This is a genomic window from Rhodoferax sp. AJA081-3 (assembly GCF_017798165.1).
Classification (GTDB): domain Bacteria; phylum Pseudomonadota; class Gammaproteobacteria; order Burkholderiales; family Burkholderiaceae_C; genus Allorhodoferax.
This window is the reverse complement of sequence record NZ_CP059068.1, coordinates 2,227,520-2,253,997: the sequence shown is the minus strand read 5'-3', so window position 1 is coordinate 2,253,997 and position 26,478 is coordinate 2,227,520. Positions and strand designations below refer to the sequence as shown.

27 protein-coding genes are annotated in these 26,478 nt (G+C 61.7%); 17 read left to right on the top strand and 10 right to left on the bottom strand.

The window, feature by feature from the left end; all coding sequences use genetic code 11:
* The first annotated feature begins 5 nt into the window (after positions 1–5).
* On the top strand, positions 6–671 hold the full coding sequence (locus HZ993_RS10510) for an SDR family oxidoreductase (RefSeq protein ID WP_209397732.1): 666 nt from the start codon (positions 6–8) through the stop codon (positions 669–671).
* Between the two features lie 32 nt (positions 672–703).
* Positions 704–1,837: an acyl-CoA dehydrogenase family protein gene (locus HZ993_RS10505; protein WP_209397730.1), complete on the top strand. Its 1,134-nt coding sequence runs from the start codon at positions 704–706 to the stop codon at positions 1,835–1,837.
* 84 nt (positions 1,838–1,921) lie between these two features.
* Here HZ993_RS10505 and HZ993_RS10500 read toward each other — a convergent pair whose 3' ends face one another.
* Positions 1,922–2,668 carry an energy transducer TonB gene (locus HZ993_RS10500; RefSeq protein ID WP_209397728.1) on the bottom strand — a complete coding sequence of 249 codons (747 nt, stop codon included), beginning with the start codon at positions 2,666–2,668 and terminating at the stop codon, positions 1,922–1,924.
* A gap of 121 nt (positions 2,669–2,789) precedes the next feature.
* On the opposite strand from HZ993_RS10500, the gene HZ993_RS10495 reads away from it, so the two are divergent.
* On the top strand, positions 2,790–3,215 hold the full coding sequence (locus tag HZ993_RS10495; protein WP_209397726.1) for a rhodanese-like domain-containing protein: 426 nt from the start codon (positions 2,790–2,792) through the stop codon (positions 3,213–3,215).
* Here HZ993_RS10495 and HZ993_RS10490 read toward each other — a convergent pair.
* Complete coding sequence (locus HZ993_RS10490) at positions 3,205–3,834, bottom strand: TetR/AcrR family transcriptional regulator (RefSeq protein WP_209397724.1); 630 nt, start codon at positions 3,832–3,834, stop codon at positions 3,205–3,207. The genes HZ993_RS10495 and HZ993_RS10490 overlap by 11 nt on opposite strands.
* Before the next feature lie 167 nt (positions 3,835–4,001).
* Here HZ993_RS10490 and HZ993_RS10485 point away from each other — a divergent pair, with 167 nt between their 5' ends.
* Positions 4,002–5,708, top strand: a complete 1,707-nt coding sequence (locus tag HZ993_RS10485) for an acyl-CoA dehydrogenase family protein (protein ID WP_209397722.1) — start codon at positions 4,002–4,004, stop codon at positions 5,706–5,708.
* 82 nt (positions 5,709–5,790) lie between these two features.
* Here HZ993_RS10485 and HZ993_RS10480 read toward each other — a convergent pair whose 3' ends face one another.
* The 5 genes from HZ993_RS10480 to HZ993_RS24390 form a co-directional block, all read right to left on the bottom strand.
* Positions 5,791–6,459: a glutathione S-transferase family protein gene (locus HZ993_RS10480; RefSeq protein ID WP_209397720.1), complete on the bottom strand. Its 669-nt coding sequence runs from the start codon at positions 6,457–6,459 to the stop codon at positions 5,791–5,793.
* Positions 6,460–6,471: 12 nt separating this feature from the next.
* Positions 6,472–8,103, bottom strand: a complete 1,632-nt coding sequence (locus HZ993_RS10475) for an AMP-binding protein (RefSeq protein ID WP_209397718.1) — start codon at positions 8,101–8,103, stop codon at positions 6,472–6,474.
* A gap of 87 nt (positions 8,104–8,190) precedes the next feature.
* The gene (locus tag HZ993_RS10470; protein WP_209397716.1) at positions 8,191–8,592 is read right to left on the bottom strand and encodes a type II toxin-antitoxin system VapC family toxin; all 402 of its coding nucleotides are present in this window, start codon (positions 8,590–8,592) and stop codon (positions 8,191–8,193) included.
* A complete protein-coding gene (gene vapB, locus HZ993_RS10465) occupies positions 8,592–8,825 on the bottom strand; it encodes a type II toxin-antitoxin system VapB family antitoxin (protein WP_209397714.1) in 234 nt (77 codons plus the stop codon). Before vapB ends, HZ993_RS10470 begins: the two co-directional genes overlap by 1 nt.
* Before the next feature lie 57 nt (positions 8,826–8,882).
* Entirely contained in the window at positions 8,883–10,130 is a 1,248-nt protein-coding gene (locus HZ993_RS24390) for an AraC family transcriptional regulator (RefSeq protein ID WP_245213905.1), read from the bottom strand.
* Between the two features lie 120 nt (positions 10,131–10,250).
* Between HZ993_RS24390 and HZ993_RS10450 the strand changes: the two genes are divergently transcribed.
* From HZ993_RS10450 to HZ993_RS10415, 8 genes are all read left to right on the top strand, one after another.
* Positions 10,251–11,873, top strand: a complete 1,623-nt coding sequence (locus tag HZ993_RS10450; RefSeq protein ID WP_209397712.1) for a carboxyl transferase domain-containing protein — start codon at positions 10,251–10,253, stop codon at positions 11,871–11,873.
* A gap of 14 nt (positions 11,874–11,887) precedes the next feature.
* Positions 11,888–13,927 (top strand): acetyl/propionyl/methylcrotonyl-CoA carboxylase subunit alpha, encoded by a 2,040-nt coding sequence (locus tag HZ993_RS10445; RefSeq protein WP_209397710.1) that lies wholly within the window; start codon positions 11,888–11,890, stop codon positions 13,925–13,927.
* Between the two features lie 62 nt (positions 13,928–13,989).
* Positions 13,990–14,910, top strand: coding sequence for a glyoxylate/hydroxypyruvate reductase A (locus HZ993_RS10440; RefSeq protein WP_209397708.1), 921 nt, complete (start codon positions 13,990–13,992; stop codon positions 14,908–14,910).
* 42 nt (positions 14,911–14,952) lie between these two features.
* Positions 14,953–15,414: a DUF3592 domain-containing protein gene (locus tag HZ993_RS10435; protein WP_245213904.1), complete on the top strand. Its 462-nt coding sequence runs from the start codon at positions 14,953–14,955 to the stop codon at positions 15,412–15,414.
* A gap of 43 nt (positions 15,415–15,457) precedes the next feature.
* A complete protein-coding gene (locus HZ993_RS10430; protein WP_209397704.1) occupies positions 15,458–16,366 on the top strand; it encodes a hydroxymethylglutaryl-CoA lyase in 909 nt (302 codons plus the stop codon).
* A 7-nt stretch (positions 16,367–16,373) separates the two neighbouring features.
* Positions 16,374–16,877 (top strand): YbaK/EbsC family protein, encoded by a 504-nt coding sequence (locus HZ993_RS10425; RefSeq protein ID WP_209397702.1) that lies wholly within the window; start codon positions 16,374–16,376, stop codon positions 16,875–16,877.
* On the top strand, positions 16,874–17,122 hold the full coding sequence (locus HZ993_RS10420; RefSeq protein WP_209397701.1) for a DUF1289 domain-containing protein: 249 nt from the start codon (positions 16,874–16,876) through the stop codon (positions 17,120–17,122). Before HZ993_RS10425 ends, HZ993_RS10420 begins: the two co-directional genes overlap by 4 nt.
* A gap of 16 nt (positions 17,123–17,138) precedes the next feature.
* Complete coding sequence (locus HZ993_RS10415) at positions 17,139–17,789, top strand: 2-hydroxychromene-2-carboxylate isomerase (RefSeq protein WP_209397700.1); 651 nt, start codon at positions 17,139–17,141, stop codon at positions 17,787–17,789.
* A gap of 2 nt (positions 17,790–17,791) precedes the next feature.
* On the opposite strand, the gene HZ993_RS10410 is transcribed toward HZ993_RS10415, so the two are convergent.
* Positions 17,792–18,457 carry a 3'-5' exonuclease gene (locus HZ993_RS10410; RefSeq protein ID WP_209397699.1) on the bottom strand — a complete coding sequence of 222 codons (666 nt, stop codon included), beginning with the start codon at positions 18,455–18,457 and terminating at the stop codon, positions 17,792–17,794.
* Positions 18,458–18,459: 2 nt separating this feature from the next.
* Positions 18,460–20,370: a DUF294 nucleotidyltransferase-like domain-containing protein gene (locus HZ993_RS10405; protein WP_209397698.1), complete on the bottom strand. Its 1,911-nt coding sequence runs from the start codon at positions 20,368–20,370 to the stop codon at positions 18,460–18,462.
* A 245-nt stretch (positions 20,371–20,615) separates the two neighbouring features.
* Between HZ993_RS10405 and HZ993_RS10400 the strand changes: the two genes are divergently transcribed.
* Genes HZ993_RS10400 through HZ993_RS10385 form a run of 4 tightly spaced genes read left to right on the top strand, consistent with a single transcriptional unit; the run spans position 20,616 to position 23,938 of the window.
* Positions 20,616–20,912: a hypothetical protein gene (locus HZ993_RS10400; protein WP_209397697.1), complete on the top strand. Its 297-nt coding sequence runs from the start codon at positions 20,616–20,618 to the stop codon at positions 20,910–20,912.
* Positions 20,903–21,520 (top strand): tetratricopeptide repeat protein, encoded by a 618-nt coding sequence (locus tag HZ993_RS10395; protein ID WP_209397696.1) that lies wholly within the window; start codon positions 20,903–20,905, stop codon positions 21,518–21,520. The genes HZ993_RS10400 and HZ993_RS10395 overlap by 10 nt, the downstream gene beginning before the upstream one ends.
* A 40-nt stretch (positions 21,521–21,560) precedes the next feature.
* Entirely contained in the window at positions 21,561–21,821 is a 261-nt protein-coding gene (locus HZ993_RS10390) for a DUF4212 domain-containing protein (protein WP_209397695.1), read from the top strand.
* Positions 21,821–23,938 (top strand): sodium:solute symporter family protein, encoded by a 2,118-nt coding sequence (locus tag HZ993_RS10385; RefSeq protein ID WP_209397694.1) that lies wholly within the window; start codon positions 21,821–21,823, stop codon positions 23,936–23,938. Before HZ993_RS10390 ends, HZ993_RS10385 begins: the two co-directional genes overlap by 1 nt.
* 65 nt (positions 23,939–24,003) lie before the next feature.
* On the opposite strand, the gene HZ993_RS10380 is transcribed toward HZ993_RS10385, so the two are convergent.
* Positions 24,004–24,495, bottom strand: a complete 492-nt coding sequence (locus HZ993_RS10380) for a hypothetical protein (protein WP_209397692.1) — start codon at positions 24,493–24,495, stop codon at positions 24,004–24,006.
* Between the two features lie 333 nt (positions 24,496–24,828).
* Here HZ993_RS10380 and HZ993_RS10375 point away from each other — a divergent pair, with 333 nt between their 5' ends.
* Entirely contained in the window at positions 24,829–26,460 is a 1,632-nt protein-coding gene (locus HZ993_RS10375; protein ID WP_209398407.1) for an MFS transporter, read from the top strand.
* The last annotated feature ends 18 nt before the right edge of the window (positions 26,461–26,478 follow it).

Here is a 26,478-nt window from a genome sequence, read left to right as displayed (position 1 = left end):
ACGTAATGAACATCCTTGTGATTGGTGCATCCCGCGGTATCGGGCTGGAGTTTGTGCGGCAATACCGCGCAGCGGGTGACCGTGTCATCGCCACGGCGCGTGACGACGCGGGGCTGGAGCGCCTGCGCGCGCTGGATGCGGTGGCGCTGAAGCTGGATGTGGCCAGCCCGGCCAGTGTCAGCGGCCTGGCCTGGCAGCTCGATGGGGAGAAGATCGACGTGGCGCTGTATGTGGCCGGTGTGCTGACCCACGCCGATGCCCACACACCGCCCACACAGCCCGACTTTGACCACGTGATGCACACCAATGTGCTGGGCGCTATGCAAACCATTCCCCAGGTCGCTCCGCTGGTGGAAGCGGCGCAGGGGCGTTTTGGTTTTATCACCAGCGACATGGGGCACATTGCCAGTGCGGAATCCAGCTACTGCTGGACCTACCGCGTCAGCAAGGCAGCCCTCAACATGGCCGTGGCATCGGCCCGGGATGACTACCCTCAGGCGATCTTCGCCGCGTTGTCACCCGGCTGGGTGCAGACCGACTTGGGCGGCGGTGGCGCGCCCTTGTCGGCGCACGACAGCGTGGCCGCCATGCGCCGCACACTCGCCCACCTGAAGCCCGCCGACAGCGGCGGCTTTTTCGGCATAGACGGCACGCCCATGGCGGGCTGGTAAACCATTCCAAAAGAACCCAGGAGACCTCTCAGATGTTGTTGACCCAAGACCAAGAAATGGTGCGCGATGCCGTACGTGACTTTGCCCAAACCGAGCTGTGGCCCAACGCCGCCAAGTGGGATAAAGAGCACCACTTTCCCAAAGAAGCGCACAAAGGCTTGGCCGCGCTGGGCGCCTACGGCATCTGTGTGCCCGAGAGTTATGGCGGTGCCAACCTGGACTATGTGACGCTGGCCCTGGTGCTGGAAGAAATCGCGGCTGGTGATGGCGGCACCAGCACCGTCATCAGCGTGACCAACTGTCCGGTCAACGCCATCCTGATGAAGTACGCCACCGAGGCGCAAAAGCAGAAGTGGCTGGTGCCCTTGGCCCACGGCCAGATGCTGGGTGCCTTCTGCCTGACCGAGCCCCATGTGGGCAGTGATGCGTCAAGTCTGCGCACCACTGCCGTGCGCGAGGGTGATGAATACGTCATCAACGGCGTCAAGCAATTCATCACCAGCGGCAAGAACGGCGATGTTGCCATCGTCATCGCGGTCACCGACAAGGGCGCGGGCAAACGGGGCATGAGCGCCTTCCTGGTGCCGACCAACGCGCCGGGTTATGTGGTGGCACGTATCGAAGACAAGCTGGGCCAGCACAGCAGTGACACGGCGCAGATCAATTTTGACAACTGCCGCATCCCGGCCGAGAACCTGATCGGCAAAGAGGGCGAGGGTTATGGCATTGCGCTGGGTGGTCTGGAAGGCGGGCGCATCGGCATCGCGGCGCAGAGTGTGGGCATGGCGCGCAGCGCGCTGGACGTGGCCGTGGCCTACGCCAAGGATCGCCAGAGTTTTGGCCAACCCATCTTCAACCACCAGGCCGTGGGCTTTCGCCTGGCCGAGTGCGCCACGCAGATTGAGGCGGCGCGCCAGCTGATCTGGCACGCAGCTGCGTTACGCGATGCGGGAAGGCCCTGTCTGAAAGAGGCCGCCATGGCCAAGCTGTTTGCCAGCGAGATGGCGGAGAAGGTGTGCAGCGCCGCGATCCAGACGCTGGGTGGGTATGGCTACGTGAGCGACTTTCCGCTGGAGCGCATTTACCGCGACGTGCGGGTCTGCCAGATTTACGAAGGCACGAGCGACGTGCAGAAGATCATCATCCAGCGCGCGTTGGCGGGCTAAAGTACGGCAACTCGCCGACCCGAGGCGAGTTAGCCCCCTTTGGGGGGCAGCGACCCGCGCAGCGGTGGAGCGTGGGGGCCTGTTCTACTGCTGGCTGAAGGCAATTTCGACCTGCACCGCGCGTGCCGCCTTGATCGGCGCAAAGCGCCATTGGGCGACCGCGTCACGTGCGGGTTTGCCAAACCGGCGGTTGGATGCTGAGACGATGGAGGTGTCGGTGACGCTGCCATCGGGCTGCACGGTAAACGCCACCGTCACCTTGCCGCTGTCCGTGGCACCTTGCATACCGCGCGGGAACTGGGGCTGCACCTGCTCCACCAGTTGCAGCTCTTCTTCGTCGTCTTCCACGGCTGGTGCGGCCGGGGCGGCGGATGCGGTCGCTACTGGAGGCGTTGCCGTGGCGGGGGCGGCGCTGGCTGCGGGGGCTGGTGCGGTTGACTCGCTGGTGGCCGTGTTAACCGGGGCCGTAGTAGGCGCTGCATCTGGGGTTGCGGCGAGTGTGCTGGCGGGAATGGCCAGGTTTTGTGTGTCGGGCCTGCGCGCCGGGGGGGCTGGTGTGGCCACTTCTTCTTTGGGCCGCACGGCGGCTGGTGCCACAACAGGGGCGGCGGGCTTGCGCGGCGTGTCGGCAAACTGTTTGATGAAACGGTACACATTCTCGGACTGCCGCTTGGACCGCTCCATCGCAGAGGGTTCTGACGCTGTTTTGGCAGGTGGCAACGGGGGCAAAGAAGGTTGCTGTGCATGGGCCGTCAAGCCTAGGCTGACGCAGCTTATGGCCGCGCAGCAGGCAAAGTACAAGGCCCTGGCGAATGGGGATGGATGGAACAACACGTATCCTGTTCTGGAAAAAAGCGGTCTGCGCAGGGTGCTAAGCACTGCGCGGGGTAGTATCCGGGCAAGCACAGACCACAACAATGGGATTAACCCCGAGCGCAGGAGAGCAATAACCATGCCCATCACCACATCGTCCCGCGCCCTGGTGGACCAGGCCATGGCGGAAATCCGCACCTACACCGTTACCGACGTCTTGCCGCGGCTGGGTGACGCCAACACCCAACTGGTGGACATTCGGGATGTGCGCGAGCTGGCCGATGGCACCGTGGTGGGCGCCTTCCACGCCCCGCGCGGCATGCTGGAGTTTTGGGTGGACCCCGCTTCGCCGTATTACAAGCCCATTTTTGGGGACGAGGGCAAGGAATACATCCTGTTTTGTGGCGCTGGTTGGCGCAGTGCCCTCACCGCCAAAACCTTGCAGGACATGGGCATGAACAATGTGGCGCACATTGCTGGTGGCTACACGGAATGGGTTCGCCAGGGTGGCCCCACAGAAACGCTGGAGGCGCAAAAGGCGCGCCGCGCGGCTGCTAAAAGCTGATCTTGGGCGCCACCACCGCGCGCAGGCAAAAAGCCTGGATGGCGGCAATCAGCGCTTCGGTTTCCATGGGCGGCTGGTCCGCGGCCGGCCAGGACAGCGGCCCCACCAGCGACTCGGCAATCACCCCCACCAGCGCCGCCGCGCTGACACTGGGGAACTGCGGGGCAAATTCCCCGCTCTGTATGCCCTGCTCCAACAGTTGCTCAAACACTTCGGCATAGGCCAGGCGGTAGCGTAGGCGCTGTGCGTCCACCTGCACATCGACTGGCTCGGCAATCAAGGCAAACGCCAGGCGCGGGTTGCGCAGCGCGCGCAGGGCAAAGGCTTCGATGGCGCGCAACATCCGTTCGCTGGGCGAGCCGTCTTCCTGCAACGCCATCTCGCGCACCCAGGCCACTTCTTTTTCGGTGGCCATACGGAACACCTCGGAGCACAGTTCGTCCTTGGAAACAAAGTGTTTGTAGACCGCACCCGTGGCAATTCCGGCCTGGGCCGCCACGGCCACCATGGTGAGTGCGGCAAAGCCGCCCCCGCTGACCAGGCCCAGCGCGGCGTCCAGCAGGCGTTGGCGGATTTCGGCCTTGCGTGCCAGTGTTTTTTCGGTGGGCCGGTAAGCCATGGTGGAACGTGCGCGGAGCCGTGGTATTTAAAACAGGCGCCACTGTAGCGCAAGCCGGTAGGCCCACAGCGGCTGAGGACGAATGCATAATTTGAATTTGAATTCACAATTTCTAACAACCATAGTCAAAGGCCGCGACAACACCGTGCGGCACCGGGAGACCCCAGATGTTGCACACCACTACCGACAACGCCACTGCTTCAAAAACTGCCAGCGCCTTTCTGCACCTGGCCGAAACCCATGTGGTGGAGAACCAGCCGCCCCCACTGCGCGACTACAACCTGTACCAGCAGGATGTGGCACTGCGTGAAGCGGTCGCGCGTGAAGGCGCCGCCTGGGCCGAACCCGAGTTGCAGGCATTCGGCGCGCTGACCGGCAGCCGCGAGCTGATTGAGCTGGGCTTCCAGGCCAACGAAAACAAGCCGGTGCTCTACACACACGACAACTACGGCCACCGTGTTGACGAAGTGCGCTTCCACCCGGCCTACCACCGGCTGATGCAGATATCGACCGAACACGGCTTGCATGCCACCCATTGGCGCACGCCCCAGCCGGGTGCCCATGTGGCGCGTGCTGCCATGTCGTATTTGATGGGCCAGGTCGACGCGGCCCACGGCTGCCCCATCACCATGACATCCGCCGTGGTGCCCGCCTTGCAGCAGCAGCCCGACTTGGCCGCCCAGTGGCTGCCCAAGATCACGGCCTTGCAATACGACCACCGCAATATTCCGATGGAACAAAAATCCGCCATCACCGTGGGTATGGCCATGACGGAAAAGCAAGGTGGGTCGGACGTGCGGGCCAATACGCTGCGTGCCCATGCCCTTGGCGCTGGTGGCCCCGGCCAGGCCTACGAGCTTGTGGGCCACAAATACTTTGTGTCCGCCCCGATGAGTGATGCCTTTCTGGTGCTGGCCCAGGCACCCGATGGCCTGTCCTGCTTCTGGCTGCCACGCTGGCGGCCCGACGGCAGCAAGAACCCGATGCAGATCCAGCGCCTAAAAAACAAGATGGGCAACGTGGCCAACGCATCGTGTGAGACCGAGCTGCGCGGCGCTTACGCGCAGATGGTGGGCGGAGAAGGCCGGGGCGTGCCCACCATTTTGAAGATGGTCACGATGACGCGGTTTGACTGCATGGTGGGGTCCAGCGCCGGCATGCGCCAGGCCGTGGCCCAGGCCCTGCACCACTGCGCGCACCGCTGGGCCTTTGGCAAACTGCTGGCCGAACAACCGTTGATGCAAAACGTGCTGGCCGATCTGGTGATTGAGAGCGAGGCCGCGTTGGCCATGACCCTGCGCATCGCCCGAGCACTGGACATCGGCGAGGCCAGCGAGCACGAAAAAATGCTGGTGCGCGTGGGCACCGCAGTGGGTAAATACTGGATCTGCAAACGCACACCCGCCCATGCCTACGAGGCCATGGAATGTATTGGCGGCAGCGGCGTCATGGAAGACTGCATCATGCCCCGCCTGTTCCGCGAATCTCCGGTCAACTCCATCTGGGAGGGCAGTGGGAATGTGCAGTGCCTGGACATGCTGCGCGCCATGAGCCGCAACCCCGGCTCGGTGGACGCCTACATGGACGAAGTGCAAGCCGCCGCCGGCACCGACCGCCGCCTGGACCAGTATGTGGCCCGCCTTGGCAGTGAGTTGCTGGACCCATCCGCCATCGAATACCGGGCGCGGGGCGTGGTCGAGAAGATGGCGCTGGCTTTGCAGGGATCACTGCTGGTGCGGTATGGCAACCATGCGGTGGCCGATGCGTTTTGTGCGTCGCGCCTGGGTGAGCACTACAGTGGCTTGACCTTTGGTGCGCTGCCGCGCGGGCTGGATTGCGCGGCGATTATTGCGCGGGCCACGCCGCAGGTGTAGTTTGGGTGATTGCTATAAATAATATAGCGATGTTGTTATATTTATCGGGGGCTAGAGGCCTATTTGGCTTAAGGGCTTGTCGTCAGGGGCGTATATCCGGGGCCGGTGTTGTAGGTACTCCTTGGTCCAGGGCAGCTTGGTGTTGTATGGCCAATGCACGCTGGAACGCGGGGCGGGCCTGCAGGCCCGCCCAGTAGGCGGCTACTGCGGGTGTGAACTGGGCATCCAGACCCAGGTGGCTGGCCAGCATCAGCGCGTAGGCCACGGCCACATCGGCGGCAGTGAAGCGGTCGGCACAGAGAAATTCATGTTGCTGCACAGCGGCATCCACCGCACGCAGCCGCGCCAGGAACCAGCGGCTGTAGTCTTCTGCCACCTGGGGCTGTTTGCGCTCCGCGGGCTCAAAGTGGGTGTAACGCAGCACCAGGGTTTGTGGGAAGGTCAGCGTGGCGTCGCTCATGTGCAACCAGTTCAGGTAGGCGCCATAAGCGGGGTCGTCCACCGCCACGCTCAGCTTGCCGGGGCTGTGCCGCGCGGCCAGGTATTCGCAGATGCCGGCCGACTCGGTCATGCGCGTCTTGCCATCCACCAGCAGGGGCACGGTGCCTAGCGGGTTCTCTTGCAGGAAGGACCGGGCCAACGCGCGGGGCGGGAAGGGCAGCATCTTCAGTGCATACGGCAAGCCCAATTCTTCCAGCAGCCACAAAGGGCGGAAGGAGCGGGCGCTGACGCAGTGGTAGAGGGTGATCATGGGTCTAGCAGCTTAGTTGCGTTTCTTGAAGGCCCGCAGGTCAAACATGCCGGGCAGTGTGCGCGGGTCTTGGCCTTCGGGGAAGATGCGGTGCTTCTGGATTTTTTGTGTGCCCGTGGTCGGAATTTCGGCCGCAAACCATAACCAGCCGGGTGCCTTGTAGTAGGCCAGGTTGGCGTGGCAAAAGTCGAACAGTGTGCGGGCGGTTTGTGCTGTCTCGGCATTGGCGCGTTCCTTCAGTACCACACAGGCCAGCACCTCTTCCTCACGCACGTCATCGGGCAACGCTATCACGGCCACGTTGGCCACCAGCGGGTGGGTCAGCAGCTGGGCTTCCACCTCGGCGGCCGCAATGTTTTCACCGGAGCGGCGGATGATATTTTTGCGCCGGTCCATGAAGTGCAGCATGCCGTCTGCGCCGCGCGTGACGATGTCGCCGGTGTGGAACCAGCCGCCGCGCCAGGCGTCTTCGGTGGCTGCGGGGTTGTCCAGGTACGCGCTGAAGAAGTGGCGCCGCGGCGTGGCCTCGCTGTGGCGGATCACCAGTTCTCCGGGGGTGTCGTCCGGCACCGCTTGGCCGTTTTCATCCATCACACAAGCATCCAGCCCGGGGCGTGCGCGGCCAAAGGCGCGCGTGCCGACCTGGCGCGGTGCGTGGTTGTCGCACAGCGGGCGCACCATCTCGGTCATGCCCCACAACTCCAGCAGCGGGAAACCATACCGTTCTTCAAACACCGCGTGTAGTTGCGGCTCCACACCCGCGCCGTAACCAAACCGTACGCAGTGGGCGCGCTCCAACGCTGTCACCGGCTGGTTCAACAACATGGGCACCACCACGCCCAGGTAGTGCACGATGGTGGCGCGGCTCTCCACCACTTCTGCCCACCAGCGGCTGGGCTGGAAGCGGTCTGTCTGCACCTGGCAGCCGCCGCTGAGCAACATGCAATAAAACGACAGGATGGACGCGTTGACGTGGAACAGCGGCAGCGGGTTGTACAGCCGCTCCTGCCCCTCGCGCACCGTGCCCAGGCCGCCCTGGTGTGCATACCAGTGGCCGGCCGCCAGTTCGTAGGTGTGGGACAACACACAACCCTTGGGCTGGCCCGTGGTGCCGGAGGTGTAGAGGATGCTGGCGGGGGTGTCGCCGGTGGGCTCGCCCGCTTGGGCTTGCTTGATGGCTCGGGGCAGGGGTCTGTGCGCGAAGTCTTCCAGCAGTGCAACCGGCGCTTGGTGCTGCGCAAGCGCCAACGCGGCCTGCACGGCATCCTGCCGGCTGGACAGCGCCACGATCAGGTCCACCTTGGCGTGGTCCACCACATAGGCCAGTTCACGCGGCCGGTAGTCCGGGTTGATAGGTACACAGCACACGCCCAGCGCGTTGAGCGCCAGCTTGTGCAGCATATGTTCGGGGCGACTCTCCAGGAACAAGCCTACACGGTGACCCAGTCCATAACCTGCAGCGCGGTACTGCACCATTAGGCTGCGGACGGTGTCAGCCGCCTGGGCATATGTGATCTCGCGGCCGGCCGGGTCGTAGCTGCGGGTCGGGTTGGCGGGCACGGCCAGCAGGCTGTTGCTGGCGTAGCGTTCGGTCGCTTCAAAGAAAGCCGCGGCTATGGTGGTGGAGTCGTTTATGGCAATCATCGTCACTGCAGTCTACAAACAGCAGGGATGCAGCGTGTGCCATGAAGGGGTCAAATCACGCCAAGGGCGCTGTACTTCAGGAGACTGTCAGGCTACCCAGTTTTCGAATTGCAGGGCAGGCACGCGTTCGAATTCACGCAGGTTGTTGGTCACCAGGGTCAGGCCTTCGCTGCGCGCGTGGGCTGCAATGTGGATGTCATTAACACCGATAGGTTTGCCAATTTTTTCCAGACTGGCGCGGATGCTCCCGTAGTGCTGCGCCGCCTTGGGGCCATAGGTCAAGATTTCCAGGCGGCTGCAAAAATCTTCCACCACAGCCAGTGTCTGCGCGGGAGCGGTGCTCTTCTCGGCGCCATGCAGCAGTTCGGCAAGCGTGATGGACGATATGGCCATATGCCCGGCATGCAGGTTGAAGGTCTGCAGCGCATTCAGGGGCTTGCGCTTGATGACGTAGATGACGATGTTGGTATCCAAAAGATACTTCAACATCACAAACTCTCTCGGTCCGGCTGCTCCTGGCTGGCGCGTGTGGGCAGAAAGTCTTCCGGCACGTTGGGAGAGTCTAAAAAGAAACTGTCCCACGTGTTTTCGATGGGCGTGATGATGCGTTCCATGCCCCGCGCCCGGACCGTGACGCGCTTCACAGAAGCGGGCAGGCGCATGTCGGCCGGTAGGCGTATGGCTTGGCTTCGGTTGTTGGTGAAAACGGTGCTGTTGGACATGGTCAACCTCCATTAAGGTGGGATATGGCGATTGTATATGGCGACGCGGGTCTGCGCTTATCGCTCTAGCGGTAGTGCCTTCTTGCGAAACTCCGCTGGTGAAAGCCCAGTCCAGCCCTTGAACGCGCGGATAAAACTCTTCTCATTCCGAAAGCCCGCGGCCTCGGCTACCTGCTTGATGGGCCGCTCGGTGCGGTGCAGCAGTTCGATAGCACGCCCCTGGCGTACCTCGTCCTTCAGACCTTGCAGCGTAGCGCCTTCTTCTTTCAGTTGGCGGTGTAGAGTGCGGGGTGACACGTTCAGCAGCGTGGCCAATGCCTCGGCGCTGTGGGTTTGTTGCGCATGGCTGGCCAGGGTCTGGCGTACACGCTGTACCAAAAGGCGGTCACGGCGGTATTGCAGCACGGTCAAGGGTAGGGCGTGTTGCAGCATTTGTTGCAAGGCCTTTTCGTCGCGGCGCAGGGGTAGGGCCAGGTACTGCGCATCGAATTGGATATGGGCCGAGTCCGCGCCAAAGGTGGTTGGTCCGGAGAACAAAACGGCATAAGCGTTCGCGTGTGGAGGTGTCGCAAATGGAAACTGCGCCCCCAACAACTGAATACGCGAATCCACCATCCAGCACGCCAGACCAAGGACATTGCGCAAGACGGAAACCAGGCAGAACTCGCGCATAGGTTCAGGCAGGCAGGGCGGCATGGGGTTCTGCGCAGGTAAAGGAGGAGCCCCCACAGCGGGCGGGGGATACGGAGCAGAATCCCACGCTGCCCTGCCTGCCAGCGCCGAGTCCGCGTGCGCCGGGGAGCGGGCTGGCGGGGGCTTTTGCTGCGTGTCCCCCGCCCGCGTTGCGGGCTCCTCCTTTACCTCCGCAAAATCCCCCACCAGCCCACTCCCCTGGGTAAGGTGTTCGGAACGCTCCGCAATGCGGATGGTTGCGACAGAACCCGTGACTTCAAGCGACAGCGCAATATCGGGCGCAATCAGCCCGTGGTGGCGACACCAGCGGGAAATGGCAACACCCAAGGTGGGCGCGCTGATGGAGGCCCTGGCCAGCATGCCGTAGCTGCCCCAGGGCAGGCGCCGGCTGAACCAGGCCAGGGCTTCGTCGTCCAGCTCCTGCATGGCCGCGCCCGACAGGGTTTCCATTTGCCAGGCGGTGATGCGCGCATCGATTTTGGCCACTTGCTCTGGCGCAATCTGTGCCTGGCTCAGCGCCTGAGCCGGGTCCTTGCCATAGCGCCGGTAGGCGGCCACAATGGCACGTACAAAGGCCATGGGCGTCGCGGCAATGGGGGATGGTGCAACCATGCCGCTAGTGTGCCGCAGTTTTTGAAGCGTGGCGCAATTTGCAACCTTTATGACCCGCACGATCTGGCCCTCCCGGCTGAAAATGCAAGCTGAATTCTGAAACCTTCTACTGGAACTCCCATGCCCATTCTGGAGACCCAACTCAACGCCCGTTCGGCGGATTTTGTTGCCAACGCCAACGCCATGCGTGCACTGGTGGCCGACCTGAACGCCCAGACCGACAAGGCCGCCATGGGTGGTGGTGATGCCGCCCGTGCCAAACACACGGCCCGTGGCAAGCTGCTGCCCCGTGACCGCGTGCACAATTTGCTGGACCCGGGCACGCCGTTTCTGGAGTTGTCGCCGTTGGCCGCAATGGGCATGTACCCGGACCGCGATGGCACCGACAGCGCACCCTGCGCGGGCGTGATTGCGGGCATTGGCCGCGTATCAGGGGTGGACTGCATGATTGTGTGCAACGACGCTACGGTCAAGGGCGGCACCTACTACCCCGTCACGGTCAAAAAGCATTTGCGCGCACAAGAGATTGCGCAGCAAAACCGACTGCCCTGCATCTACCTGGTGGATTCGGGTGGCGCCAATCTGCCCAATCAGGACGAAGTTTTCCCCGACCGCGACCACTTTGGCCGCATCTTCTTCAACCAGGCCAATATGAGCGCCGAGGGCATCGCGCAGATCGCCGTCGTCATGGGCTCGTGTACGGCCGGTGGCGCCTATGTGCCCGCCATGAGCGACGAGACCATCATCGTCAAGAACCAGGGCACCATCTTTTTGGGCGGCCCGCCTCTGGTGAAGGCGGCCACGGGCGAAGTGGTGACGGCAGAAGACCTGGGCGGCGGCGATGTGCACACGCGCCTCTCGGGCGTGGCCGACCATCTGGCGCAGAACGACCTGCATGCGCTGTCCATTGCACGCACGGCGGTTGCCAACCTCAACCAAAAGAAGCCTCTAGCCCCCGCGCTGAAAGCACCGGTTGCTCCTAAATTTGCAGCAGAAGAGTTGTACGGTGTGATACCCACCGACACGCGCAAGCCCTTCGATGTGCGCGAAATCATCGCCCGCATCGTTGATGGCTCCGAGTTCCACGAGTTTAAACCCCGCTTCGGCACCACGCTGGTCACCGGCTTTGCGCACATCGAAGGCATGCCGGTCGGCATCATCGCCAACAACGGCATTTTGTTCAGCGAGTCGGCGCTCAAGGGCGCACACTTCATCGAGCTGTGCTGCCAGCGCAAGATCCCGCTGATCTTTTTGCAGAACATCACCGGCTTCATGGTGGGCCGCAAATACGAAAACGAGGGCATCGCCCGCAACGGCGCCAAGATGGTCACGGCGGTGGCCACGGCCAATGTGCCCAAGTTCACCATCATCATCGGCGGCAGCTTTGGCGCCGGCAACTACGGCATGTGTGGCCGGGCCTACTCACCCCGCTTCTTGTGGATGTGGCCGAATGCGCGCATCAGTGTCATGGGTGGCGAGCAGGCGGCCAGTGTGCTAGCTACTGTCAAACGCGACGGTATTGAAGGCAAAGGCGGCGCCTGGAGCAAGGATGAAGAGGAGGCCTTCAAGGCGCCGATCCGCCAGCAGTACGAAGTGCAAGGCCACCCCTACTACGCCACAGCCCGTTTGTGGGACGACGGCATCATCGACCCGGCCGACACGCGCCGCGTGCTGGCGCTGGGCTTGTCTGCCACGCTGAACGCGCCGATTCCCGATGTGAAGTTTGGCGTGTTCCGGATGTAATGAGGATACCTACTATGTTTACCAAAATACTCATTGCCAACCGCGGCGAAATCGCTTGCCGCGTTGCCGCCACCGCCCGCCGCCTGGCTATCCATACCGTCGCCGTGTACTCGGATGCCGACGCCGGCGCCAAACACGTAGCCGCGTGTGACGAAGCCATCCACATCGGAGGCAGCGCGCCCAAGGACAGCTACCTGCGCTGGGAAAAAATCATTGCTGCGGCCCATGCCACAGGCGCACAGGCCATACACCCTGGCTACGGTTTCCTGAGTGAGAACGAAGAGTTTGCCCGGGCTTGCGCCAAGGCTGGCCTGGTCTTTATCGGCCCGCCCGCGTCGGCCATCAAGGACATGGGCTTAAAAGCCGAGTCCAAGCAACTGATGGAAAAGGCTGGTGTGCCCCTGGTGCCCGGTTACCACGGTGCCGACCAGGACCCCGCCCTGCTGCAGCGCGAGGCGGACCGCATCGGCTACCCGGTGTTGATCAAAGCCAGCGCCGGCGGCGGCGGCAAGGGCATGCGTGCCGTGGACAAGGCCGAAGACTTTGCGGCAGCCTTGGCATCGTGCAAGCGCGAAGCCATCAACAGCTTTGGTGATGACGCGGTGCTGGTCGAGAAATATGTGCTGCGCCCACGCCATATCGAGATCCAGGTTTTTGGCGACACGCACGGCAATTACGTCTACCTGTTCGAACGCGACTGCTCCGTGCAGCGCCGCCACCAGAAGGTGCTGGAAGAAGCCCCAGCACCCGGCATGACGCCCGAGCTGCGCGCCCGCATGGGCCAGGCCGCGGTCGAAGCGGCGAGGGCGGTGAAGTATGTGGGTGCCGGCACGGTGGAATTCATCGTGGAGCAACCCGGCGGCTACGAACACCCCGAGCAGATGAAGTTCTACTTCATGGAAATGAACACGCGGCTGCAGGTGGAGCACCCGGTCACGGAAGCCATTACCGGCCAAGACCTGGTGGAGTGGCAACTGCGTGTGGCCTCGGGTGAGAAGCTGCCCTTGGCGCAGGACGAGCTCAAGATCATCGGCCACGCCATCGAGGCCCGTATCTGCGCCGAGAACCCCGACAACAACTTCCTGCCCGCCACCGGCACCTTGCATGTCTACGGACTGCCACCCTGCGCCACGTTTGAACGCGCCGACAACGCGGTGCGTGTGGACTCTGGCGTGCGCCAGGGCGACGGCATCAGTCCCTTCTACGACTCCATGGTCGCCAAACTCATCGTGCACGGTGCCACACGTGAACAGGCATTGGCGCGTATGGACACGGCCTTAGCCCAGACCCACATCGTCGGGTTGACAACCAATGTGCAGTTCCTGCGCCATGTGGTTACCAGTCCGTCGTTTGCGCAGGCGCAATTGGATACAGCGCTGATCCCGCGCGAGTCCGCTGTGTTGTTCAAGCAGGAAAAGGTCGGTCTGCACATGGCCACCGCCGCCATGGTGGCGCAGACCCTGGTCAGCGAGCTTGGGTTGGCGACGAAGGCGGATGCCAGTGGCTGGATAGACCCCTGGGCGCAGCGGGATGGCTGGCGCTCACACGGGGCATCGCACCGGGAGTTCATGCTGGAGTTCCATGGCGAGCCCCACACCGCGCTGTTTACCCGTCTGCACGACGGCGGCCTGCAGCTGTCAGTGGATGGTAATACGGCTGCGCTGCACTACACACCACTGGCAGGTGGTGCGTTGGACGTGCGGTATGGCGATCTGCGGTCCACCGTGCACCTATACAAAAATGGCGAGGTAGCCCACGTATTTGCTGCACAAGGCGCTACACAAATCGTAGCAATCGATGCCTTGGCCCACGCCGGTGAAACCCATGCAGAAGCGGGGCGCCTGACCGCCCCCATGCCCGGCAAGGTGGTGTCCTTTGCCGTCAAGGCGGGGGATGTCGTGAAGAAGGGCCAGGCATTGGCGGTCATGGAAGCCATGAAAATGGAGCACACCATTGCCGCCCCGGCCGATGGAACGGTGGCCGAGTTGCTGTTTGCACCGGGTGACCAGGTGACCGAGGGCGCGGAGCTGCTCAAGCTGGACGTGGCCTCCTGAGATATTGCGGGACAGACCGCGGCCAAGTAATGGCAAGCGCTGTCCTCAACGGATTAAATGCGATGAACATCACTTTTTGCTGCACCGACGCCGCGCCAGAGCCCTGGCTGCAAGGTTTGCGCGCAGCATTGCCGGGTGCCGACATTGCGCTGTGGGCACCTGGCGCGCCACCGGCCGACTATGCGGTGGTATGGGCGCCGCCCCAGCAGTTTTTTGACGAGCAGCCGCAACTCAAGGCCGCATTCAATATCGGCGCCGGTGTGGATGCCTTGTTGAAGCTGCAACTGCCACGCCAGACGCAGATCGTGCGGCTGGACGATGCCGGCATGTCGGTGCAGATGGCGGAATTCGTGTGCCACGCCGTGATCCGCCACTTCCGTGAGTTTGATGCCTATGAGGCTGACACGCGCCAGGGCAAGTGGTCGTTTCGCAAGCCGCAGGCCCGTGCCGACTTTCCCGTCGGCATCATGGGGCTGGGTGTGCTGGGCGAACGGGTGGCCCGCGCGCTGGCGCACTTTGAATTCCCGGTCAAGGGCTGGAGCCGCTCACCCAAGGTGGTGGATGGTGTGCAGTGTTTTTCAGGTACGCAAGGCTTCAAGGACTTTCTGGCTGCCAGCCGGGTGCTGGTCTGCCTGCTGCCACTCACCGCCGACACGCGCGACGTGATGAACCGCGACACGCTGTCGCAACTGCAGCCCGGCGGCTACGTCATCAATGTGGCACGTGGCGCCCACCTGGTGGACGACGACCTGCTGGCGCTGCTGGACAACGGTCAGCTGGCCGGCGCCACGCTGGATGTGTTTCGCACCGAGCCACTGCCGGCCGAGCACCCATTCTGGAAGCACCCCAAGATCACGGTCACACCCCACACATCGGCACGCACGCTGCGCAGCGAAAGCATCGCGCAGATTGCGGGCAAACTGGCCGCGCTGCAGCGCGGGGAATCGGTGGCTGGCGTGGTGGATCGCGGGCGTGGGTATTGAAACCGCCCAATTGGCTGTGCGCATTTGTTGAAAATGGCGGGCATGTCTAACACCTCGTACCGCGGCTTCCTGGGCCTACTGGGCTGGATTTTTCTGGTGCCCAGTGTGTTGTCGGCCCTGGTCGCCGTCTGGCTGATATACACCGGCGCGTATGTGGCGGGTGACGTGCGCAGCGCCGAGGGGCGGGTAGTGGCACACCGGGCTGAGCAAAACAAGCGCAGTCGTTGGGGCAACCACAGCGTGGTGAAGTTTTCTCTCCCTGATGGGCGTAGCGTAGTGTTCGAGGACGCGGTTGCACGCCGCGGCGGGGCGGAGCACGCGATTGGCGAAACCGTCACCGTGCGTTACCGGTCCAGCGATCCACAGCAAGCACAGATCAGTGGCTCCGCCTGGATCCAGACCTTGCTGGGTGTAGGCTGGCTGCTTTTCAGTACCATTGGCATCTTGGTGGGCTGGTTGATGCTGCGCCTGCGTCCCAAAGCTACGCCCCCTGTGGCTGCGTAATATCCGTCACCCCCCCAGACATTTCCAGTATCGGAGAACTTCCATGGGCATCCCCGCCAAAGTCAAACTCGTCGACGTAGGCCCGCGCGACGGCTTGCAAAACGAAAAACAACCCGTACCCGCTGCCATCAAGATCGAACTGGTGCACCGCCTGCAGGATGCCGGCCTGACCGAGATCGAAGTCACCAGTTTTGTCAGCCCCAAGTGGGTGCCACAAATGGCGGACAACGCCGAGGTGATGGCGGGTGTACAGCGCAAGCCCAGCGTGCGGTATTCGGTGCTGACACCCAATCTGCAAGGCTTTGAAGCCGCGCTGCGCTCCCGCCCTGACGAAATCGTCGTCTTTGGCGCGGCCAGCGAGGCCTTTAGCCAGAAAAACATCAACTGCTCGATTGCCGAGAGTATTGAACGCTTCCGCCCCGTGGTGCAGGCCGCGCTGGAAAAGGGCCTGACCGTGCGCGGCGCCATCTCCTGCGCCGTGGGCTGCCCGTACGAAGGCGAGATTGCACCCGAGCGGGTGGAGATGGTGGCGCGGCTGATGCATGGCATCGGTGTGCAACACGTGGGTGTGGCCGACACCATTGGTGTGGGCACACCCCACAAGGTGCAAAAGGCGCTGGAGGCTACGCTGAAGGTCTACGGCATAGACCACATCTCCGGCCACTTCCACGACACCTATGGCATGGCCCTGGCCAACACGCTAGCCAGTTTGCAAATGGGTATCTGGAACTTTGACACCTCGGTCGCCGGCCTGGGTGGCTGCCCCTATGCCAAGGGTGCAACCGGCAACGTCGCGTCCGAAGATGTGGTGTACCTGCTGCACGGCATGGGCATCGAAACCGGCATTGACCTGGACAAGCTGGTCGATGCCGGTAAATTCATCAGCGACTTTTTGCAACGCAAGCCCAACTCGCGGGCCGCCACCGCATTGCTGAACAAACGATTGGGTTAAGAGCGTTATGAATAGTCTGGAATTACAGAATCTGCCCGAAGGTGTGCAGCGTGTAGCGGCTGCCCTGAAGGCCAAAAACCATCCCCACACACCGGTAATGCTGGACGATGCCGCCCGCACGGCCCAGCAAGCGGCCGACGCCCTGGGCATCGCCGTGGGCCAGATTGCCAAGAGCATCATCTTCCGCCGCAAGGACGACGACGTGGCCGTACTGGTCATCACATCGGGCGATCGGCGGGTGGACGAGAAAAAAGTGGAGGCCCTGGTGGGCCGTATTGGCCGGGCCGACGCCGATTTTGTTAAGGCCAAGACCGGGTTCAGCATTGGCGGTGTGTCGCCCCTGGCGCATGCACAGCCACCGGTGACGCTGGTGGACCAGGAGCTGTTCCGTTTTGAAGAGATCTGGGCCGCGGCTGGCCATCCACATGGTGTGTTCAAGTTGCACCCGCGTGACCTGGCCCTGCTGTCGGGTGCGCCCACGGCCGATGTGACCCAGGTGGTACCCGTATGACCGTCGTTTTGGATGCTACCCAATCTATAGCGGAGCGTGCAGTATTGGCGGGGGCTGTGGCAGAAAACGTGCCATCACCCTGTGTCTCGGTGTGCCGCATGGACCCACAGCGCACCTACTGCGAAGGCTGCCTGCGCAGCATCGACGAGATCAAGGTCTGGCGCGCCAGCAGTGACCAGGAGAAAAAAGCCATCTGGGCGCTCATCGCCCAGCGGGCCGCCGCACTGAGCCCCGCAGTGCCTTGATGCCAAGGCGTGCCCCATGAAACACATCCGTTTTTACCTGGACTTCATTTCTCCCTATGCCTACCTGGCGTTTGAGGAGCTGCCCCAGGCGTTGATGGGCCTGAGTTATTCGGTGACCTACAAGCCGCTGCTGTTTGCGGCGCTGCTCAAGCACCATGGCCAACTAGGCCCCGCCGAGATTGCGGCCAAGCGCGACTGGACCTACCGCCAGGTGCAGTGGCTGGCCCACAACAAAGGCCGTGTGTTGGACATGCCGGCGGCCCACCCCTTCAACCCGCTGGGCCTGCTGCGCCTGGCCGTTGCCACCGATGCGCAGGGCCAACCCAACCGCTACGTGTGTGAAACCCTGTTCAAACACGTGTGGGTGGGTGGTGCTGATGCGGCCAATGCAGACCGTCTGGCCGCCATCACCCAGCAACTGGCCCCGCAACGCGACCCGGCAGACGAGGCGGTGAAGGCGCAGTTGCGTGCCCACGCCGAAGAGGCCATTGCCAAGGGTGTGTTTGGTGTGCCAGCGTTTGAGGTGGATGGCAAGGTCTTTTGGGGGCTGGACGCCCTGCCCATGCTGCGTGCCTATTTGCAGGGCGACACATGGTTTGACGGGCCGCAGTGGGACAGCGCGGGCCAACGCCCAGCCGGAGTTGTGCGCGCATCCCGCAGGCCCTGAGCCTACCCTGCGCGGGGTAACCAGCGGTGCTGCAAGGCCAGGCGTTGGACGTCGCCCCAGCTTTTGCACTGCGCCGCCACCTTGGGCCAAATGTGCTGCAGCAACTCACACTCGGCCAAGGTATCGGCTGCTGCCTGGTGGCGCACGGCGCAATGGATGCCGAAATGGGCCATCCAATCATCCAGTGCGCGTGCCCGCACACCCTCATAGGTCACGGCGCACAGGTGGTCCACGTCTACCCACGGGTTGGGCAACTGGTGGCCTAAATGCTGGCGGGTGTAACGGTTGATCATGCGCTGGTCAAACGCGGCGTGGAACGCCAATAGCGGGGCGTTCCCCACATAGTTCGCGAATGCCTGCATGGCCAGTGCGGGGTCCAGCCCGTCGCGCTGCCGCTGTGCGCCAATGCCATGCAGCAGGATATTGTCTTTGTTGGACACTTCGTCTTGTCGCAATACCACCTCAAAGCTGTCACCCAGGTCCACACCCAAGCTGCCGGTTTGCCAATCCACCTGCATAGCGATGGCTGCAATGGCCAGCAGGCGGTCTTTGTGCATATCCAGCCCGCTGGTTTCCACATCGAGCATGATCCACCGCGACGGGTCCACCACTGGTGCGCCTGCCACGGTGCCCGTCACCGCGGTTCTCAGGCGGTCAATCCAGGACATGTTTACCGTTCATAGTCCAACTGCAAGCGCTGCTGTATGCGGTGCGCTACCTTGATGGACTCACGCAGGATGCGCCGGTCAATATCGTTCAGGCTGGCAACCAGAATGTCGTTCGGCGCGGCCTGCGGGGCGTCGCTCTCCAGTTGTAGCCGCAGACGCAGCATCTGCAAAAACTCAAAACCGCTGATCCAGGAACCGTATTCGGTTTCCGCCAGCTTCAACAGGGGGCCGGCGGCGTCCAGCCGCTTGCGGGTATTGGTCTCCTGGATGCCATGGGCCAAGCTGTAGATGCGGGCGGCATCGACAAAAATGGCGGTGCCGCGCAGCTTCAGGTCCAGCATGCCTTGCGCGTTACTGTCGATAGCGCCGCGCCAGTTCAGCGGGGGGCTTCGGGTCAGGGCGTTGAGCGCCATTTGTTTGAGGAAGCGGGGTGTGGTGCGGGCGCTCTGCGTGACACTTGTGCGCAAGGCATGCGCCAACGACAGGTCACCGGCCAAGGGCCGGAAATCAAAGTAGATGGACGCGTTCAGCAAATCCTGCGGTGAGCCCTGTGCGATCCAGTGGCGGAACCGCTCCTGCCATTCGTCCAGCGTAAGACAGCAGGCGGCCTCACCCGCCATGATGCCGCCCTTGCACAAAGGGTAACCACAGGCATCCAGCGCCAGGTTGACCGCGTGTGCAAAGGCCCGAATGGTCTCCCGTGCCTCGTCCGACGTGTCATTGCTCACTATCAGGGCATTGTCCTGGTCGGTGGAAATGGTTTGTTCGTCACGCCCTTCGGACCCCAGGCATAGCCAGCACAGGCGCTTCAGGTCTACCCCAAACTCGGCCGCCTTGAGGTTCAGCAGCCGCTCGGTCAATACATCGTTCAGATGGCTGATCATCGCCGTCAGTTGTCGGGCCTGCACCCCCTGGCCGAGCAAGCTGCGGGCCAAGCGCCGGATACCCTGGGCCGCAGCCTGGAGTGCGTCCAGGTTTTGCGCAGCACGCAATTCCGTGCTCACGCTTTTCAGGCTTTGCCGCTGCATGGCAAACAGATCGCGCTCTGACACCATGCCCACGGCGACGCCGTCGCGGGTAACGGGGACATGGCGGATACCGTGGCGCGACATCAGCAAGGCAGCGTCTTGTGCGGTGTGCTCGGCAGTCAGCGCCAACACGGGGTGCACCATCACGCTGGAAATCGGGGTGTCCAGCGGCACACCCGCCAGGGTGATCTTGCCCAGAATATCGTAGCGGGTCAGTATGCCAACCGGTTGGCCCAGTCCGTCCACCACCAGCATGGAGCCAATACGCGACTGGTGCATGGTCTCCAGTGCCAGCCGCAGCGGTGTGTCGGCGCTGCAGGTGACGGGTTGCTTGGTGACCAGTGCCCCCAGCGGAGACTCCAGGGTCTGCTGGGTCATGGCGTGTGAGGCATAGGCCTCTTGCAAGGCCTTGCGCGACAGCGTCAGGAACTTGGTGGCACGCTGCGTCAGGTATTCGGCAAACGCGGCGCTGCGTTGCGCCAAGAGGTGCATCTCCGCTGCGGGCAGCGCCAGCAAAAAGGTGTCGGCGCAGGCCCGGTAAGAGGCGGTGACCGCGCGGCCGGCAAAGGCCGCACTGACCGGGAAGAGGTCGCCCGCATCGTACTCAAAGGCCCCCATTTGTTCGGCCAATCCACGGGTGCCGGTGACCGCCCCTTTGCGGATGAAAAACAAGGTCTTGACCGGGCCATCTGCAGGCCCCAAGACCTGCTCGTCGGGCGCAAAGTACTGTTGACTGCAATGCGTCAGGAAGTAATCCATATCCGCCTCGACCATCTGTGCAAAGGGCGGGTAGGGCAGCAGCTCCTGGCGAAAGTTGCCCAACAAACTGGGCGAAGGCGTTTGCCCTGTGCCCACGGTCTGTGTCGACAGAGAAGGGTTGTCCATGCGTTCAGTCTAGCTTTATTGCACGCCCACCGGTCCCGCGGCTTGTAAGTTTGGCCACAGTTTTGCGTGTTGGTGTTTCCCCTGATAAGGGCGCCCAATGCGGCAAATTTTCCACGATGCAGAAAGAATCATTAGGGTTAACGCGGCTTTGTAAGTCTGCGTTCAGTTAGTCGTCAGTTAACGGTCAGACGTGCTACGCACAGTGCGACTAAAGAGACCCACTACACCGAAAAATTACCGCTGCCATGTTATTGACCATCGTGATTTTGAAAAGCCTGATAGAGCTGTCCCTCATGTTCATCGTGGGGCGATTTTTGCTGGGCCTCCTGGCTGGGGCCAAGCGCGATACCAATGTGTTCTGGCAACTGCTGGACGTGGCGGCCAAACCCAGCTTGTGGATCACCCGCAAAGTCAGTCCGAAACTCATTCTGGACCAGCACATTCCCCTGGCCGCTGCCAGTTGGCTGTTAGTGGCCTGGGTTCTAGTGGTCAAACTCAAGATTGATATGTGTATGGAATTAGGAGCAGCGGTATGCCAATAGGCCACAGCAATATAGAAACTCCCACTGCCATAGGCTCCCGCCTGGAGCGGCTTCTGCTGGTATGGCGGGCCAAGGCCCTGTTGTTTTTGGGCATGCGTGGTGCGGCAAAGGGCGTATTCCTGGAAGTAGTGAAGCGCTGGCCGGACGATGTGCTGGCGCTCAACAGCCTTGCGTACGACGCCGTCCAGAGCCGTCAACCCGCGACAGCGCTCGACTACTACGCCCGCGTGCTGACGCTGCAGCCCCAGGTGTCCAACGCCCACTTCAACCATGCCTTTGTGGCGGAAGAGCTGGGCCAGATTGAGATCGCAGAGCAGGGGTTTCGTGCAGCGTTGCGCATCGAAGAAAAAATGGACCGCGCCTGGTATGGCCTGGGCCTTGTCTTGGTGCGCCAGGGGCGGCTGGATGAAGCGCTGGACGCCCTCAAACGCAATACCAAGCTGCAGCCCATGAGCCCCTTTGGCTGGTACCAGATGGCACGTGTGCATGTGGATTTGCAGCAGCCCGAAGAAGCCCGTGCCGTGATTCGGCACTTGAAAGGTTTTGAGCCCAAGGTGGCCGCCCAACTGGAGCGGGAAACGGGTTTAAAGGTCCCCAGTTTGGTTTGAGTTGGTCGGTGGTTTATTTCATTAACTAGAGGAGCAAAAAATGCAGCTAACTGCTAGGCACCAGGAGTACTGGAGCAAAAATCTTCGAATCACAGCCCTGCTGCTGGGGATATGGTTCTTTGTAACCTTTGTCGTGGTGTTTTTCGCCCGCGAGCTGACGTTCAGTTTCTTCGGATGGCCGTTCTCGTTTTGGGTGGCGGCGCAGGGTGCATTGGTGGTGTATTGCCTGATCATTTGGTTCTATGCCCGCTACATGAACAATCTTGACATCGAATACGGTGTCCACGAAGGAGAAGAATAATGGGCATGTTCGGCGGTGATGGACAGTCGCAAGGCGACTTTAAAAAGGGCCTGAACAAGGTCTACACCTGGTACACCGGGGGCTTCATTGGTTTCGTGTTGGTGCTGGCTGTGTTGGAGCAGTTTGGCATGCCCAAAAACTGGATTGGGTATCTGTTCTTGGCGGGCACGGTGTTGCTGTATGCCGGCATCGGTGTGATGAGCCGCACCAATGACGCTGCGGAATATTATGTTGCGGGCCGGCGTGTTCCTGCCATGTACAACGGCATGGCCACCGGTGCAGACTGGATGTCAGCCGCCTCCTTCATCGGTATGGCGGGTACGTTGTACCTGACGGGGTATGGCGGTCTAGCATTTATTCTGGGTTGGACGGGTGGATATTGCCTGGTGGCCCTTTTCCTGGCCCCCTATCTGCGTAAGTTTGGTCAGTTCACCATTCCGGACTTTCTGGGTGCGCGGTATGAGGGCAACCTGCCCCGTCTGATTGGTGTGTTTGCTGCCATTTTGTGCTCCTTCACCTATGTCGTGGCGCAAATTTATGGCGTGGGTCTGATCACAGCGCGGTTGACGGGCCTGGCCTTTGAAGTGGGTATTTTTGCGGGCTTGGCCGGTATTTTGGTTTGCTCGTTCTTGGGCGGTATGCGTGCGGTCACCTGGACCCAGGTGGCCCAGTATGTGATCCTGATCATTGCCTACCTGTTGCCCGTCGTTTGGCTGTCCGTCAAACACACCAATGTTCCCGTGCCCCAAGTGGTGTACGGTTACACCTTGGAAAAGGTCACCGCCAAGGAAGAATTGCTTCTGAAGGACCCCAAGGAACTGGAAGTCCGCGCAATCTTCAAAGCCCGTGCAGACGCTGCGGTCGAGAAGCTCAAAGATGTGCCCGCCTCCATGGCTGCTGACAAAGCCGCTGCAGAGAAAAAGCTGGCAGATCTGAAAGCCGCAAATGGTCCGCTCGCCGACATCCAGGCTGCAGAAAAAGCCCTGGCCGGCTTGCCCAAAGATGTAGTGGCGGCGACCGCTGCCTACACTGGGGCGCGCACGTCCAATACAGCCAAGTCTGCGCCACCGATTCGCCATGCCCAACCTTTCCCAGGCAAAGACGAAGCGGCACAGAACATTGCCCGCAAGAACTTCCTGGCGCTGGTCTTCTGCCTGATGATCGGTACTGCGGCACTGCCCCACATCCTGATGCGTTACTACACGGTACCCTCCGTGCGTGAAGCGCGTGAGTCGGTGAGCTGGTCGCTGTTCTTCATCTTCTTGCTGTATTTCACGGCGCCGGCGCTGGCTGTATTGGCCAAGTTTGAGGTTTACACCCTGCTGGTGGGTACGCCTTTTGCCAATCTGCCGGAGTGGATATCGCGCTGGAGTGCGGTGGATCCGACCCTGCTCTCGGTCGTGGATATCAATAAGGACGGCATTTTGCAGTTGGCCGAGATGTCGATTGGTGGCGACATCATCGTGTTGGCCACGCCTGAAATCGGCGGTCTGCCCTATGTGGTGTCGGGACTTGTGGCTGCAGGTGGTCTGGCTGCTGCGTTGTCAACAGCTGACGGCCTCTTGTTGACCATTGCCAATGCGCTGTCGCATGACCTGTACTACAAAGTCATCGATCCCAATGCCTCTACTGCACGCCGTGTCATGGTGTCCAAGGCACTTCTGTTGATCGTTGCCTTGTGTGCGGCCTATGTTGCGGCGCAAAAACCGGCGGACATCCTGTTCCTTGTGTCAGCTGCGTTCTCCTTTGCGGCGGCGGCTTTCTTCCCGGCGCTGACGCTGGGGATATTCTGGAAGCGGGCCAACAAGTGGGGTGCGTCGCTGGGCATGGTGGCCGGTTTGGGCATCACGTTCTACTACATGGTGACCACCCAGCCTTGGCTGTACAAGCTGACACACGGGGGTTCTGCCATCACACCGGAGATCCTCAAGGCCAATACGTGGTGGGACATTGCGCCTATCTCCGCCGGGCTGTTTGGTGTGCCACTGGGCTTTGCGGTGATCATCATCGTGTCGCTGTTGACCAAGGCACCGGGCCGAGACATTCAGGAACTGGTAGAGCACGTGCGTTACCCCAGCCTGGATGGCAAGACATCGGCCGGCAGCGCTGCACACTGATCGCTGTTTCACCAGCAACAAAAAAACCCGCCAATTGGCGGGTTTTTTTGTTGGCCGCCTACGGGCTAAGCTGTCGCGGCCAGCAGAAACTCGGCGGCTTTGCGCTCCGACCGCATGGCCGCGACGATGCGGGAGAGCTCGGTGACTTTTGCCGTGAACTGGGCTTGGCTTGTGCACCGCTCCAACTGCAGGCACAGATCGACGGAGCTTGGCCCCAACAATTCTTCCAGCAAACGTGTTGCGCGGCGGATTGACACTTTGAGGGTGTCATCCGCGGCGGGACTGGCGGGCTTGGGCGGCGCGGCCACGGGGGGGGGCGCCACAGGCTTGGGGGCTTGGATTTGCTCTGCATAACCTGCGCCCACCAGTTCGGCCAATATCTGGCGTGCTTCATCGGCATTGGGGACCGACTTGAGCAACTCGGCCCCCGTCTTGGCGCCGTCCACCATGATGAGCAGCATGCGCATCTTGGGCGTCAACGCCCGGTCGCGCAGCTTGATGGCATCAATGCCTGCCGCCGTCTTGCGCAAAACAGATTCCAGGTCCAGATCAATCATGGTGTTTGTAAAAAGAGGGCACGTCCAAGTGGGCTCTTGCCTTAACAACAGCGAATGCGGAATTGTGCGCCATCGCTGACAGGTGCAGCCCCGCGTTGATTGCGGGTTTGCCCTGATAGTGGCGCAAACTTTTTGCATCGCGGAAAGTCTTGCGCGGGTTTCACCCTAGTTTGTCAGGGGCGGTTCAGGTCAGCGCAAGCTCCCGTTGGTTTCACGTCAGAGCAGGGTCAGTGCACCCATGAACAATTGTCTCAAGCCATCACTTCGACGGCCCCATCCTTTGGAGACAACATTATGAAAAGCGCAACAACTGCCGCCGTCGCCGCGCGGCCGATGTCGGCGGAGGAGAAGAAGGTTATCTTCGCCTCCTCGCTGGGTACCGTTTTTGAGTGGTACGACTTCTACCTCTACGGTTCGTTGGCAGCCATCATTGCCAAGCAGTTCTTCAGCGGACTGGATGAAGGTTCGGCCTTCATTTTTGCGCTGTTGGCCTTTGCTGCAGGTTTCATCGTGCGGCCTTTCGGCGCGCTGGTGTTTGGCCGCCTGGGTGACATGATTGGTCGTAAATACACCTTCCTGGTGACCATCCTGATCATGGGTTTGGCCACCTTCATCGTGGGTATTCTCCCCAACTACGCCACTATCGGTGTTGCCGCTCCCGTGATCCTGATCGCACTGCGCATGCTGCAAGGCCTGGCGCTGGGCGGTGAATACGGCGGTGCAGCTACCTATGTGGCCGAACACTCGCCCCAGGGCAAGCGTGGTGCCTACACCTCATGGATTCAGACAACGGCCACATTGGGCCTGTTCCTGTCCCTGATGGTGATTCTGGGAACCCGCACCATCATTGGTGAGGCTGCTTTTGCCGACTGGGGCTGGCGCGTGCCGTTCCTGGTGTCCATCCTGCTGTTGGCTGTGTCGGTCTACATCCGTTTGAGCATGAACGAGTCGCCCGCTTTCACCAAGATGAAGGCCGAAGGCAAGACCTCCAAGGCACCGTTGTCCGAGTCCTTCGGCCAGTGGAAGAACCTGAAGATCGTGATTTTGGCCCTGATCGGTCTGACCGCCGGCCAAGCCGTGGTCTGGTATTCCGGCCAGTTTTATGCCTTGTTCTTCCTGACCCAAGCCCTGAAGGTGGACGGCGCTACTGCCAACATCATGGTGGCGATCTCGCTGATCATCGGTACACCGTTCTTCATCGTGTTTGGCGCATGGTCTGACAAGATTGGCCGCAAGCCCATCATCATGGCCGGTTGCCTGTTGGCGGTGGTGACCTATTTCCCCGTGTTCACCGCGCTGACCAAGGCCGCCAACCCTGACCTGGCCGCTGCACAGGCTGCCAACAAGGTGGTGATCACGGCCAATCCCGATGAGTGCTCGTTCCAGTTCAACCCCACCGGTACGGTCAAGTTCACCAGCTCATGCGACATTGCCAAGCAGGCATTAGCCGGCCGTTCGGTGAGTTATGAAAACGCGGTAGGCCCCGCCGGTTCTACGGCTTCCGTCGCAGTGGGTGCAACCGTCATTCCAGGTTACTCCATCAAGGGCCTGACCAAGGAAGAAGCCAAAGCCAAGGCAGACGAGTTCAACAAGGGTCTGACCGATGCACTGAAGGCTGCGGGTTACCCTGCCAAGGCCGACATGGCCAAGTTCGACAAGGTCACCGTTGTGGTCATCCTGACCTACCTGGTGATTCTGGTGACCATGGTCTACGGCCCGATTGCCGCCATGCTGGTGGAAATGTTCCCCACCCGTATCCGCTACACATCGATGAGCTTGCCTTACCACATCGGTAACGGCTGGTTCGGCGGTTTGTTGCCCACCACGGCCTTTGCCATCGTGGCCCAGACCGGCAATATGTACAACGGTCTGTGGTACCCCATCATCGTGGCCGGCATGACCTTTGTGATCGGCATGTTGTTTGTCAAGGAAACCAAAGACGTTGACATTTACGCCAACGACTAAGACCCGCTAACGCGAACG